Source organism: Pseudomonas sp. S3_B11, assembly GCF_054667715.1.
Map to the genome: position 1 here is coordinate 3,089,828 of NZ_CP162749.1, position 13,291 is coordinate 3,103,118.

A 13,291-nucleotide genomic window follows, 5' to 3' on the forward strand; every position below is an offset into this window, starting at 1 on the left:
AAGGTGTCGGGTGAATCAGGAAAACAGCGTCAGCGCCCCGGTCAGCAGCGCCAGTGCAGTAATCACCAGGGACGTGAGCACCGCCCATTTGACGGTGGCTTTCTGGAAGTCGCCAAGGTCGCGGTCAACCATGCCCACCAGCAACAAGGTCGAGGCCACCAGCGGGCTCATCAAGTGCACCGGCTGGCCGAGAATGGACGCCCGGGCAATTTCCACCGGATCGATGCCATAGGCGGCAGCGGCATTGGCCAGGATCGGCACGACACCGAAGTAGTAGGCATCGTTGGACAATACGAAGGTCAGCGGCATGCTGGTAATCGCCACCACCAGCGGGAACAGATGGCCCCAGGAAGGCGGAATCCAGTCGACCAGGGTTTGTGCCAGGGCATCGACCATTTTCGTCCCGGAAAAAATCCCGGCGAAGATGCCCGCGGCGAACACCAGCAGGACCACGGTCATGGCGTTGCCCGAGTGGGCGAGAATGCGCTCCTTCTGAATGTCCAGCTGCGGATAGTTGATCATCAGCGCCAGGACGAAACCGATCAGGAACAGGATCGCCGAGTGCATGAGCCCCATCACCAGCGCAACCATCACCGCAACCACCAGCAGCAGGTTGACGTAGGCCAGCTTCGGACGCTTGTGCGGCGTATTCTCGATGATCGCGTTGATGTAGCAGTCACCGCCACCGCTTTGCAGCTGGACGTTGCCGATGCGCTTGCGCTCGGCACGACCTAGCAGGAACGCCGTGAACACCACCCACATCGCACCGCCGATCATGGTCGGCAGCAAGGGCACGAAGTACTCACCGGCATCCAGGCCCAATGCCGCGATCGCGCGGGTCGCCGGGCCGCCCCAAGGGGTCATGCCGCTCATGATGCTCAAGGAGAGCATGGAAACAGTCGCCAGGATCATCGGATTCATGCCGATGCGTTTGTACAGCGGCAGCATCGCGGCACAGGTGATCATGTAAGTCGTCGTGCCGTCACCGTCCAGCGCCACCAACAGCGACAGCAGCGCAGTGCCCACGGCGATCTTCATCGGGTCGCCATTGACCCGCTTGAGGATTTTGCGGATCAACGGGTCGAACAGACCGGCGTCGATCATCAGGCCGAAAAACAGGATCGCGAACAACAACAGTGCCGCCGACGGCGCGACCATTTTCAGGCCGTCCAACATCATCTTGCCGGTGGTCCCGCCAAAGCCGCCGAGCACGGCAAAGACGATGGGCACCACCGTCAGGGCGACGATCGGTGACAACCGTTTGGTCATTATCAGGAAGGTAAAGACCACCACCATGGCCAAGCCAAGTAAAGCGAGCATATGTCAGTTCTCTTGTTGTTATGAGTAGCTTGGCTGACATTCAGGCGCACGCCCCCCAACCCGCCAGGCAACACGCAAAAGTGTGCCTGGCGCAGGTAGTGAGTGAGCTGATGTGGTGCCGTCGAGTCAGCCGCGAGCGGCTAGATGTGTTTGGCGACCTTCGTGTCGTCCCAGGCTGAGTCCGTTGCCGGGGTCTGCGTCAGGGCGGGTTTGCCATCCAGGGTCCGCAACAGGAGTTCGCGGTCGCAGGCATTCTCCGAAAGGGAGATCACCACGGTCGCAACGGCGTTGCTCGCCAGGCTGGTCAACGCCCGCGCTTCGGACATGAACCGGTCGATCCCGATCAACAGGGCCAGGCCCGCCAGGGGAATGTCGTGGATGACCGTCAAGGTCGAGGCCAGGGCGACAAACCCGCTGCCGGTCACACCCGCGGCCCCCTTTGACGACAGCAGCATGATCGCCAGCATGCTGATGACCTGGGTCAGCGTCAGGTCGATGTTGCAGGCCTGGGCAATGAAGATCGCCGCCAGCGACAGGTAGATCGCCGTGCCGTCGAGGTTGAACGAGTAACCTGTCGGCAGCACCAGCCCCACGACGCCTTTCTTGCAACCCAGGGCCTGGAGTTTTTCCAACATTCGCGGCATCACCGGTTCGGTCGAGGACGTCCCCAGTACCACCAGGAATTCTTCACGCAGATAACGCAGCAGCTTCCAGAGGCTGAAGCCATGTGCGCGGCAGATGCTGCCCAACACCACGAAGACGAAGAAGGCGCAGGCGATATACAAGGTCATGATCAGCTTGGCCAGCGAGCCCAGCGACGTGATCCCGTACTGCCCCACCGTGAAGGCCAAGGCCCCGAAAGCGCCGATCGGAGCGAAACGCATCAGGTAGGAGAAAATCTTGAAGACCATGTGCGAAGCTGATTCCAGGACCTCCAGCACCGGCTTGCCGCGCTCACCCAAGGACGACAGGGCAAAACCGCAGAGCACCGCGATAAACAGCACCGGCAACACCTCGCCTTTATTGAAGGCGCCGATAAAGGTGTCGGGAATGATGTGCATGAAGAAGTCCACCACGCTCAGTTTCGCGGCGGATTCGGTGTACTGCGACAATCCTTGGGTGCTCAACTGCGTCGGATCGATGTTCATGCCCGCGCCGGGCTTGAACAGGTAGACCGACACCAGGCCGATGATCAGGCTGATCACCGTCAGCGCCAGGAACAACAGCATGGTCTTGCTCAACAAACGCCCCAGCGAGCGCTTGTCGCTCATGCCGGCGATGCCGGTGACAATGGTGCAGAACACCACCGGCGCGATCATCATCTTGATCAGCTTGATGAAGGCATCACCCAGCGGCTTCAGGGCAATTGCCTGTTGCGACCAGAAGTGCCCGACGACCACGCCCAGCAGCACGGCGCAGATGATCTGGAAGTAGAGCGATTTAACAACTTTCATGGCATCACCCATTTTTAGAATTGTTCTGATGCAAAAGACCCTGGCTGCCTGGGCTATCCGGCCAGCCGCTGGGACGCCGTGGCGTAGACGTAACCTGAGAAAAGCCGGCGCGCGGTACGTACTACCGAAGCCCGAATGGTCTCACCCTTTTCACCGGTGTAGGACAGTACGACATCAATGCCGCCGCTTGGGTGCTCAATCCGAACCTGTTGCAAGCGCGGCTCGCTGACGATGCCAAGCAACTGTGCGACGACGCTGTCTTCGGTCACACACGCAGTGGCCAAGCCGATGGAACCGGTGATCGCCAGGGCGCGGTGACAGTTGTGTGGCATGAAATAACGCACCTGGACCGTCCCGCCAGACTTGGCCGGAGACACCAGCACCGGTTTGGGAATGACCTTGTCACTGACATCACCCAAGCCCATGGCCAGGCCGGCTTTCAGGCGCAGGGACTCCAGGCGCTGCAGGAAGGCTTTATCGGCGTCCAGCTCAGCGGGGCTTTCATCGCCGCGCTTGCCAAGCTGACTGGCTTGAACGATCACCATCGGCATCGCCATGTCGATGCAGGTCACCGGGATGCCGTCGATCAGGTCCTGGGGTTGTCCAGTGGGAAAGAGTTTCCCTGTCTTGCTGCCCGCCGCATCGAGAAAGGTCAGTTGCACCGGAGCCGCTGTGCCGGGCACGCCATCGATGGCGGTGTCGCCTTCATAGCGGACTTTGCCTTCCGGGGTTTGCACTTCGGAATTCACGAAGGTCCCGGTATTGAGGTTGCGAATACGCACCCGGGTCAGGTCGCCGGAAGGCTTGACCAGTCCCTGCTCGATAGCGAACGGGCCGACGGCGCAGAGCATGTTGCCGCAGTTGGGGGCGGTATCGACCCGACGCTGGGAAACCATGACCTGGACGAACAAATAATCGACATCCGCATCAGGGTGCAGCGATGGGCTGACGATCGCCACTTTGCTGGTTTGTGGACTGCCGCCACCGATGCCGTCGATTTCCAACTCATGGCCCGAGCCCATCAGGTTGAGCAGCAGCTCGTCACGTTCGGCGATGGCGACCGGCAGATCCCAGGCGAGAAATACCGGGCCTTTGGACGTACCGCCGCGCATTAGCACACAAGGAATTCGCTGCATGTTCACTAACTCTTGTTGATCAATCTGGATAATTGATGCTCTGGAAACAAGAGTGGCAGGGTTTGAAAAGTGTTTCCAATGCAAAGATCAGAGCTATTATTGCGTTTCACAAATGAATTGCTTTACGCTAATTATCATCGCGCACGGCCCTTCCCCGGTGAGGTAGCACATGGAATATGAACTCCAGGACATACGATCTTTCGTGAAAATCGCCGAACTCGGCAGTTTCCACGAAGCCGCTGACGCGCTGCATCTGTCGCAACCAGCCTTGAGCCGACGGATGAAAAAACTCGAGGAAGGCCTGGGAACCGCTTTACTCGATCGCACCACCCGCAAGGTCAGCCTGACGAGCGTCGGCCGTGATTTCCTGCCCAAGGCGCGGCGCCTGCTGGATGATTTCGACGACTCGATTCTCAACATCCGCGAGCTGGCGGAGCGGCAGATCGGCCGGGTAACTTTGGCCTGCATTCCCACGGCAGCGTTTTATTTCCTGCCTTCGGTGATCCGCCTCTACAACGAGCGCTACCCGAAAATCCGCATCCGCCTGCTCGACCTCAGCGCCAACGAAGGGCTCGAAGCGGTTCTGCGCGGCGAAGCCGACTTCGGCATCAACATGATGAGCGGCCAGCACCCGGACATCGAGTTCGTGCCCCTGGTCAACGAACCCTTTGTGCTGGCCTGCCGGCGCGATCATGAATTGGCTGAACGCAGTGCGGTTACCTGGTCGGAACTCAGTGATTATCGGCTGATCGGTGTTGGTCGCCTGAGCGGCAACCGCATGCTGCTGGACCACGCACTGTCGGGCCTGAGCTGGCGCCCGCAATGGTTTTACGAAGTGCAGCACCTGTCCACGTCGCTGGGATTGGTCGAGGCTGGCCTCGGCGTGTCGGCGATGCCCAGCCTGGCGATGCCGGCCGGGGATCATCCAACGCTGGTCAGCGTGCCGCTGATCGAGCCGGTGGTAAACCGCTCGCTGGGCCTGGTCTACCGCCGGGGCGCATCGCTCTCCCCGGCTGCGGAGAAGTTCGTCTCGATCCTGCTTGAGCAGTGGCCGCAATGAAGCGAGAGCCTCCACACTGCCAACGCGGCGAGGCTGATCAAGGCGCCTAGCAGGCTGACCGCCATCCAGCCCCACAGCGCATAAACCTGGGTCGCGGCCGCCGCGCCCAGCGCGCTGCCCGCCGAGTAGAAACACATGTACGCGCCGACCATGCGACTTTGCGCGTCGGGCCGTGCTGCGAAGATCAAGCTCTGGTTGGTGACATGCACGGCTTGCACCGCGAAGTCGAGCAACACCACGCCGCACACCAGTGCGATCAGGGAGGTTTCGGTAAACGTGATAGGCAGCCAGGAGAGCGTCAGGAGCCCCAGCGACCAGCCGGTAACGCGTTGTCCAAAGCCTTGATCGGCCCAGCGACCGGCCCTTCTGGCTGCCAGGGCCCCGGCGACGCCAGCCAGGCCAAACAGGCCGATGGCCGTATGTGAAAGCGTCAGCGGCGCGGCGCTCAACGGCAGCACCATGGCGGTCCATAACACCGAAAACGCTGCAAAGATCAGCAAGGCCAGCAGCCCCCTGATCCGTAGCACCGGCTCGGTCATGAACAGCTTGAACAGCGACCGGATGAGCGCCAGGTAAGGCTGCCGGTCAGGTGACGACACGGCGGCAGGCACCACTGCCCAGAACACTGCCGCGATGGTCAGCATCAATCCCGCGGAAACGAAATAAACCCCGCGCCAGCCCGCCAGATCGGCAATCACTCCAGAGGTAAACCGCGCCAGGAGAATACCCAGGACCACGCCGCTGGTGACGGTTCCCACGGCCTGCCCCCGTTGGGAGGGCGTAGACAGCACGGCGGCATAGGCCACCAGCACTTGGACAACCACCGCCAGCAAGCCCATCACGATCATGGCCCCCAGCAAAGCCAACCAATGCTGGGCGGCACCGACGACCGCCAGCACAAGCGCGGACAACACCAATTGCGCGAAAACCAGGCGTTTACGGTTGACCCTGTCCCCCAGCGGGACGATGAACAGCAACCCCAGCGCGTAACCCACCTGAGTGGCCGTCACCACCACCCCGATAAATCCTGACGCGACGCCCAGGCTCTCGGCCATCGAGGCGAGCAAGGGCTGGGCGAAGTAGACATTGGCGACGGCCAGTGCGCAGGTCACGGAAAACAATAACGTGAGCGCCGGCGAAAGCCCGGCATATTGGTCGTCACTCAAATTTCCCGAAGGCTGCTGGGTGCAACAATCGACATCTGCTGTCATGCACGTCTCCTTGGCGCTAAACTGGTTTCAATTGAAAACCTGACTGGATTGTTGCCTGATCAGGTTTCAATTTGCAACCACAGACATCGACCGGACTTGCGATGCTTTTTCAGGAGGTCAATACAATGGAAAACGCTTCACCGCAAAACAGCGAATGCCCGGTAGCCAGGACACTGGACGTGATTGGCGATCGCTGGTCGCTCATGATCATTCGTGATGCATTCGACGACATTCGCCGCTTCAGCGAATTTCAGAAGAGCCTGGGCGTGGCCAAGAACATTCTGGCTTCGCGACTCAAAGCGTTGGTCGAGGTCGGGGTGTTCGACGTTCGACCCGCATCCGATGGAAGCGCCTACAAGGAATACGTCCTGACAGACAAAGGCCGAGAGATCTTTCCGGTCGTGGTCAGCCTGCGACAGTGGGGCGAACGCTTCCTGTTCGAGCCGGGAGAAACGCGTTCCGCGCTGTTGGACAACACGTCCGGGCAGGCCCTCATGCCGATGGATGTTCGATCCTCAAGCGGTCAGAAACTCGGACCGGCCGATTGCCACAGGGTGAGGCTCATTGCCGACAACCCGACGTGAGACTGATCGTCCCTACCCCTTCAGTACCAACGACATGTCCGGGTACCTGGCGCACATGAAATCGACAAATGCGCGCACCTTCGGTGCAGCAAGACGCCGGGACGTGTGCAAGACCCAGAGTTCGGCTTCCTTCCCCGATACCGTGCCCCACTGGACCAACTCGCCACTGGCCAACTGGTTCCATGCGATGGACTGTGGAATGAGGGCAGCCCCACCACCGGCGATGGCCGCATCGCGGATCATCAGGAACGAAGAGAAGCGCAGCCTGGGGATCGGCTCCAGAATCAGGCTGCCGCCATCGAGTGTCCAATGGGTGGGCTCGAAACTGGACATCACAACACCGGGAACTGAGCGGATGGCGCCGGGTGCAGGCCGAGGTAATCCAGGCGCGGCCACCACCACCAGCCGGTCCTTGGCGAAACAGCGACCGACTAAATCGCTGTCCGGGCTGGGGTTGATCCGGATGGCGACATCAAATTGTTCCTCGACGAGATCAACCACGCGATCCTCCGAAATGACCTCGATCGTGACGTCCGGGTAAGCCGCACAAAACGCTGCGCCGATGCCGCCCATCGCAAGCTGCGAAAACAGGACCGGGGCAGCGACACGCAAGCGTCCGCGAGGCGTCGATACGCCCTCCTTCGCCGCCGCCATGGCTTCGACCACCTCGGCCAACGGCCCTTCGGCCCTGCTCAGCAGCAGCTCTCCAGCCTCGGTGAGCTTCAGACCACGCGCACTGCGCTCGATCAGCCTGACGCCCAATTGCTCCTCGAGGTCGGCAATGCGGCGCGACAAGGTTGCCTTGGATATTCCGCTCGCACGGCTTGCTTTTCCCAACCCCTCGTTCGTTGCGACGAGGGTGAAATCGATCAGCGCGTTCAGGTTCATGCTGTTCCACTTTTGAAACGGAGTGTCTACATCCTGGCGTCTTCGTTTTGTTTCTGCAACGGAATATCGTTTGATCATCGCAACGGGCCGACAAGGCCGTAGCGGACTTTTCCGGCTACCCACCCTTTTGCAGGAGATTCAACATGAGCATTCTCATTACCGGCGCCACGGGCACCATCGGTTCACTCATCATCCAGCGCCTCGCCGACGCAGGCGCCGACGTCAAAGCCCTCGTGCGCCAGCCTGGCAAGGGAACATTCCCGGCGGGCGTGACTGAAGTCGTTGCCGACCTCACCGACGTGCCTTCGCTGCGCGAGGCGCTGGCGTCGGTGCGTACGCTGTTCCTGCTCAATGCCGTGACCCCCGACGAGGTGACACAAGCCCTCATCACCTTGAACCTCGCTCGCGAGGCCGGCATCGAGCGCATCGTCTACCTGTCGGTGATTCACGCTGACAAGTTCACCCACGTTCCGCACTTCACCGGCAAGCACACGGTCGAGCGCATGATCGAAAGCCTCGACATCCCGGCGACCATCCTGCGCCCGGCGTACTTCATGCAAAACGAATTGATGGTCCAGCAGACGATTCAGAACTACTCGGTGTACCCGATGCCGATCGGCTCGGCGGGCGTCTCGATGATCGATGCCCGCGACATCGCCGATATCGCCGCTGCCGAGTTGCTGCGACGCGACAGGGCACCTTTGGCCCTGGACCGTGTAACCCTCGAGCTGGTCGGCCCACAAGCACTGACCGGTGCCGCCGCGGCGAATATCTGGAGTTCCGCCCTGGGTCGCGAGATCGCCTACGGCGGTGACGATGTGGCCGCCTTCGAAGCGCAATTGGCCGCGTACGGTCCCGCCTGGCTGGCTTATGACATGCGCCTGATGATGTCCGGTATCCAGACGTTTGGCATGCAGGCTGCTGAAGGAACCGTGGAACGGCTACAAACCATCCTCGGGCGTCCGTTGCGCACCTACGAAGACTTCGTCCGCGAGGCCACCGCAGGGGTTTGAACAGCTGGGCAGTATGCGCCAGGTCGGTCAGCGGAACACCGACCTGGCGTGCAACGAGGAAGGCTTGCTCCAGCAACGGCTACTCGCTAAACCAGCTGGCGAATCCCCAGAGACAAAATCAAACCACCACACAGTCGATCAATTGCTTTTTTCCTACCTTGATAGGCGCAAGCAATCCTCGGTTGCGAAAGCGCAATTGCGACCATTGCATACCAGGCCATTGAAACCACCACGACAACTGCCAGCATCGACAAAAACGTGCCTGGCGAAACGTGGGCGGGAGCCGCGGCTGAAAAAACAGCGGCATAGAAAGCCATGGACTTGGGGTTGCCAATGTTGGTGATCACCCCCTGAATAAAGGACTGGCGGCAACTACCGGCGACGGCATCATTCAGCGGGCCCGGCGCATTCCTCCCCGCGTTGATCAGCAGTCGGAATCCGAACCACATCAGGTAGGCTGCGCCCAGAACCTTTACAACCAGCGCAGCCCAAGGGAGCGCAGCAAATACAACCCCGAGACCTGCAATCGCACAGGTGGACCAGAACAGGTTGACCAGTACGATTCCCGCCACCAAGGCCAGCGCTTCAGAGCGCGTAGCCGCCACCGCCTTATGGACCACCGCGACGAAATTCGGTCCAGGAATCACGACACCAGCCAGGTAGACCAAAAAAACTGTCAAGACAGCGGAACCGTCGATCATGTGCGTCCCTCGCGAAATCTGTAGGCGGTGATCGTCACCAAAAATGCCGCATTGCTGCCCCACGGATTCAACCCATCGAGGCAATACACCTACTCCTCGGCAGGCCTCATATGAAAAATCGTATAAGGCAGGATCAGCGTATCGGCGACGATGCTGAAAGGAAGGTCGACGACGGCAAACGGTGCCAGCGCGCGTGAATACACGTCGTTGTCATTCGTCGAGGCCTTGATGATCTCGATATCGGTCGCCGCACCGCAGTAAGGATGGCGGCCGCAGAGCTGTCCCATGCCAAAGGTTTCGTTGGCCGTGGCGCATCCGCCCAGCAGCGCCATCGTCAAAACCATTACTACGATCCGCATGACGCGCCCCTCCCCCAGGAAAGGCCGGACTGTAGCATTAAAGCCGCCCCGACGGCTCAGCGCTCAAGGCCAGGCCCCAGCAGGGTCGCGAACCACTCGATGAACACCCCGAGACGCCGTGAGCTCTGACGTCGATCAGGGTAGAGCGCCGAAACCGTCATGGGTGCGGGGCGATAGCTGTCCATCACTGTCTCCAAGGCGCCCGAATCGAGCAGGTGCTGGACATCGAATAACGGCACCTGAATCAATCCAAGCCCGGCACAGCACGCCGCGATGTAGCTTTCCGCGTTGTTGACGACAAGGCGGCAGGGCAAGGCCAGTGTCCGTTCGCCGTACTCCCAACAAGCTTCATTTGCACCCGCCGTTGTCATGTAGCCGATGCACACATGGCCGTCTCTCAGGTCATCGGGATGCTGGGGCACGCCAAACTCGGCCAGATACGCGGGGCTGGCGCAATTGACCAGTCGCACCTGGCCCAACGGTTTCATCACCAGGCTGCTGATCTGTGGGGTGCCAAACCGGATGACGCAGTCGACGCCGTCCTGCACCAGATCGATTGCACGGTCAGTCGAGCGCAGGCCAAGTTGCAATTGCGGGTAGCGGCGCAGGAAATCGGGTAACGCCGGGATGATCATGCGCCGGGCAATACGGCTGGGCACATCGATATCGAGGCGGCCCGAGACCTGCTCCTGACTGTTCTGGAACAACTGGTCGATCTCGTCGACGTCCAGCAGCACCTGGCTCGCCCTCACCAGTAGCTGGCGGCCATCAGCGGTCAGCGACACCTTGCGAGTGGTTCGATTCAACAGCCGAGTACCCGCGTTGGCCTCAAGCTGTTGAACGGCAGCCGACACGGTGGCCCGCGGCAGTTTCATCAACCGCGCCGCCTGAATGAAACTGCCGAGCTCGGCGACCAGAACGAAGATGCGGTACTGCTCGATTCTGTCCATGGTTTCAATGCTCGAACGGGCGCAACGGGTGATGAAGCACAAGTTGATCGGCGTTCATGACGACACCATGGCGATGGATTTACAGGTAACAGGGTAATCGCCGTTGCGCAGGCACAACGGCTTTTTTGCTCGATTACTTGGTGGTGTAACCGCCATTGATCAGAATCGTTTGACCGGTCACCCACCAGCCATCGCTGACAAGGTTGCGGATGAAGGGCGCCACGTCCTCGATATCCGTCAGGCCGGTGCGCGAGAACGGTGACAATGCCGCAGCCGTCTTGTGGTAGTTGACCGCATCCTCGCCCTCGGCCGGATAGAAAAACGGCGTATCCATCGGGCCGGGCCCTACGGCCGTTACCGAAATGCCGCGGGCCCCCAATTCTTTGGCTGCGGCCCGGGTGAATTGCTCGACGGGAGCCTTGCTGCCGGCATAGGCCGCATAGAACGGGGTAAATGCACCGAGTAACGAGGTGACGATGGTGCAGATCTTGCCGTTATCGTTGAGCTGTTTTCCAGCTTCCTTGAGAAAGAAGAACGCAGCCTTGGCATTGACCGCCATCATCTCGTCGTACTCGGCCTCGGTAATCTCGGCCATGGGCTTTTTCAAGACCTTTCCAACGGTGTTGATCGCAATGTCCGGCCGTCCCACCGCCACCACTGCATCATTGAACAATTTCTCTACGGCAGCGGCCGTGGTCAAGTCCGCTTGCAGCGCCACGGCCTTTGCTCCAAGGGCCTCGATTGCGGCCACGGTAGCGTTCGCGTTGGCCTGGCTGGAAGCACTGTTGTAATGCACCACCACGGCCTTGGCGCCGTGTCGGGCCAAGTCACGGGCGATCAAGCCGCCGAGGTTTTTCACGCCCCCGGCGATCAGCACGACTTTACCGTTGATTGAATGATCTGGCATGGCGAGACTCCTTCCACTGGTTGAGGAATTGCCAGTCTAGGGCGGTGCCGGGCAAAGATAAGCGGGCGGGCGCTGGATGCACTGTTCAGGATACCCGGCCAATCGCTGCTGCGCGGCTACACCGATAGAAACCTTGTTGAGGCCGTATTCAGCCAACCCCCGGTTCTCCTGTAGGATGCACATCCTCTCAATCAGTCGCGAATGTGATCAATGGAACTGCACTCAATTCTCGCCTTTACCCTGGTCGCGGCAATCGCCATCGCCAGTCCCGGACCTGCCACCTTGATGGCGATCAATAACAGCCTGGCCTACGGGCCGCGCTACGCGGTGTGGTCGTCGGTGGGCAACGCCAGCGGGCTGTTCTGCTTGTCGGCCGCCGCCATGCTGGGGCTGGGCGCTTTGCTCGCCAGCTCCGAATGGCTGTTCAACGCCGTGAAAGTCCTGGGGGCGGGTTATCTGTTCTACCTGGGCGCCAGGCAGCTGTTCAAAAAGAGCCCGATACTCGCGCAGGACGTGCAAGCGGACGGCACGACCAGCAAGCCATCGCGTTCAAAGCTGTACAAGTCGGCCTTCCTGACAGCCATCACCAACCCCAAGGCGACGATGTTCTTCACCGCCCTGTTCCCGCAATTCATCGACCAGAGCGACGCACTGCTGCCGCAGTTCCTGATTCTTACGTCGATATTCGCAGGCTTGTCGCTGGTTTCCTTGAGCCTGTATGCCGCCATTGCGGCCCAGGCCAAAGGCGTGCTGAAACGGCCCGCGTTTTCCGTGTGGATCAGCAGGCTCGTTGGCTCGACGTTCATCGGCTTCGGTGCGGCCATTCTGGCGATGCGGCGGCCGGCTGTTTAGGACGGCTGCATGTTTGTCCCGCCCCAACTTGCTGAATAAACAAGAACTGAAGCCGTTGCTCGACGTGCATCAATCCCAGCACTGAAAACTGTTGCCACAGGAACATCGGCTCAACTGTTGCCTGTGCAACAGCCACTCAACAATTCATCCGCCAGATCAACAGTCACCCCCCTCTCCTACCCCACGAAGCCCAGTAAACACTGGGCTTTTCACATTGGTACGGCCCTTGCTCAAGCTCATGTACCCCGATCAACAGTCCAACAGGAACACCTAGGATGAGCACTCCTCTGAAAGTCGTCGCCGTCTCCGGCGGTACCTCCCGCCCCTCCCGCACTCTGGCACTGACCGAAGCCATCCTGGGCGAGCTCGGCCAGCATCTGGTCATCGATACCCACTTGATCGAACTGGGCAACATTGCCCGTCCGCTGGGCGGCGCGCTGTGGCGCAAGGAATTGCCGGAAACCGTCGAGCACGAACTGCGCTTGATCGAGTCTGCCGACCTGCTGGTGGTGGCCGCACCGGTCTATCGCGGCACCTATCCGGGCCTGTTCAAGCATTTGTTCGACCTGGTCGGTCAGGACGCCCTGGTCAACACGCCGGTACTGCTGGCCGCCACCGGTGGCAGCGAGCGTCATGCCCTGGTCCTCGATCACCAATTGCGCCCGCTGTTCAGCTTCTTCCAGTCACTCACCTTGCCCATCGGCGTGTACGCCAGCGAGACCGATTTCGCCGACTACCGCATCGTCAGCGAGACCTTGCAGTCGCGCATCGAGCTGGCGGCCGCGCGCGCCGCTCGCCTGTTTTCCGGCCAGGCACACGCCCTGCGCAAGATCGCCTGAGGAGCCCGCATGAATCA

14 protein-coding genes are annotated in these 13,291 nt (G+C 60.5%); 5 read left to right on the forward strand and 9 right to left on the reverse strand.

What is annotated here, in order from left to right; genetic code table 11:
• Nucleotides 1–15 precede the first annotated feature (15 nt).
• The 3 genes from AB4O22_RS13950 to AB4O22_RS13960 form a co-directional block, all read right to left on the reverse strand.
• Nucleotides 16–1,320 carry a CitMHS family transporter gene (locus AB4O22_RS13950; RefSeq protein ID WP_003200714.1) on the reverse strand — a complete coding sequence of 435 codons (1,305 nt, stop codon included), beginning with the start codon at nucleotides 1,318–1,320 and terminating at the stop codon, nucleotides 16–18.
• A gap of 140 nt (nucleotides 1,321–1,460) precedes the next feature.
• The gene (locus AB4O22_RS13955; RefSeq protein WP_003200711.1) at nucleotides 1,461–2,786 is read right to left on the reverse strand and encodes a dicarboxylate/amino acid:cation symporter; all 1,326 of its coding nucleotides are present in this window, start codon (nucleotides 2,784–2,786) and stop codon (nucleotides 1,461–1,463) included.
• A 41-nt stretch (nucleotides 2,787–2,827) separates the two neighbouring features.
• Entirely contained in the window at nucleotides 2,828–3,910 is a 1,083-nt protein-coding gene (locus AB4O22_RS13960) for a 4-oxalomesaconate tautomerase (RefSeq protein ID WP_003200708.1), read from the reverse strand.
• Nucleotides 3,911–4,079: 169 nt separating this feature from the next.
• Between AB4O22_RS13960 and AB4O22_RS13965 the strand changes: the two genes are divergently transcribed.
• Entirely contained in the window at nucleotides 4,080–4,970 is an 891-nt protein-coding gene (locus tag AB4O22_RS13965) for a LysR family transcriptional regulator (protein ID WP_003200706.1), read from the forward strand.
• Here AB4O22_RS13965 and AB4O22_RS13970 read toward each other — a convergent pair.
• Nucleotides 4,895–6,181: an MFS transporter gene (locus AB4O22_RS13970; protein ID WP_460096515.1), complete on the reverse strand. Its 1,287-nt coding sequence runs from the start codon at nucleotides 6,179–6,181 to the stop codon at nucleotides 4,895–4,897. The two genes, AB4O22_RS13965 and AB4O22_RS13970, sit on opposite strands and share 76 nt — an antisense overlap.
• Nucleotides 6,182–6,306: 125 nt before the next feature.
• Here AB4O22_RS13970 and AB4O22_RS13975 point away from each other — a divergent pair, with 125 nt between their 5' ends.
• Nucleotides 6,307–6,765, forward strand: coding sequence for a winged helix-turn-helix transcriptional regulator (locus tag AB4O22_RS13975; protein WP_038856378.1), 459 nt, complete (start codon nucleotides 6,307–6,309; stop codon nucleotides 6,763–6,765).
• A gap of 12 nt (nucleotides 6,766–6,777) precedes the next feature.
• Here the strand turns inward: AB4O22_RS13975 and AB4O22_RS13980 are convergent, their stop codons facing one another.
• Nucleotides 6,778–7,653 carry a LysR family transcriptional regulator gene (locus AB4O22_RS13980; RefSeq protein WP_003200698.1) on the reverse strand — a complete coding sequence of 292 codons (876 nt, stop codon included), beginning with the start codon at nucleotides 7,651–7,653 and terminating at the stop codon, nucleotides 6,778–6,780.
• 143 nt (nucleotides 7,654–7,796) lie between these two features.
• Between AB4O22_RS13980 and AB4O22_RS13985 the strand changes: the two genes are divergently transcribed.
• Nucleotides 7,797–8,666, forward strand: coding sequence for an NmrA family NAD(P)-binding protein (locus AB4O22_RS13985; protein ID WP_223471673.1), 870 nt, complete (start codon nucleotides 7,797–7,799; stop codon nucleotides 8,664–8,666).
• Between the two features lie 86 nt (nucleotides 8,667–8,752).
• On the opposite strand, the gene AB4O22_RS13990 is transcribed toward AB4O22_RS13985, so the two are convergent.
• The 4 genes from AB4O22_RS13990 to AB4O22_RS14005 all read right to left on the reverse strand — a co-directional run bounded on the left by AB4O22_RS13990 (nucleotide 8,753) and on the right by AB4O22_RS14005 (nucleotide 11,583).
• On the reverse strand, nucleotides 8,753–9,367 hold the full coding sequence (locus AB4O22_RS13990) for a LysE family translocator (RefSeq protein ID WP_003200694.1): 615 nt from the start codon (nucleotides 9,365–9,367) through the stop codon (nucleotides 8,753–8,755).
• 89 nt (nucleotides 9,368–9,456) lie between these two features.
• Entirely contained in the window at nucleotides 9,457–9,726 is a 270-nt protein-coding gene (locus AB4O22_RS13995) for a YceK/YidQ family lipoprotein (RefSeq protein ID WP_223471672.1), read from the reverse strand.
• 56 nt (nucleotides 9,727–9,782) lie between these two features.
• Nucleotides 9,783–10,676: a LysR family transcriptional regulator gene (locus AB4O22_RS14000; RefSeq protein WP_223471671.1), complete on the reverse strand. Its 894-nt coding sequence runs from the start codon at nucleotides 10,674–10,676 to the stop codon at nucleotides 9,783–9,785.
• A gap of 133 nt (nucleotides 10,677–10,809) precedes the next feature.
• The gene (locus AB4O22_RS14005) at nucleotides 10,810–11,583 is read right to left on the reverse strand and encodes an SDR family oxidoreductase (RefSeq protein WP_460096516.1); all 774 of its coding nucleotides are present in this window, start codon (nucleotides 11,581–11,583) and stop codon (nucleotides 10,810–10,812) included.
• 210 nt (nucleotides 11,584–11,793) lie between these two features.
• Here AB4O22_RS14005 and AB4O22_RS14010 point away from each other — a divergent pair, with 210 nt between their 5' ends.
• Nucleotides 11,794–12,435, forward strand: a complete 642-nt coding sequence (locus tag AB4O22_RS14010) for a LysE family translocator (RefSeq protein ID WP_053162357.1) — start codon at nucleotides 11,794–11,796, stop codon at nucleotides 12,433–12,435.
• 275 nt (nucleotides 12,436–12,710) lie between these two features.
• A complete protein-coding gene (gene msuE, locus AB4O22_RS14015; RefSeq protein WP_223471669.1) occupies nucleotides 12,711–13,274 on the forward strand; it encodes an FMN reductase in 564 nt (187 codons plus the stop codon).
• Nucleotides 13,275–13,291: the final 17 nt, after the last annotated feature.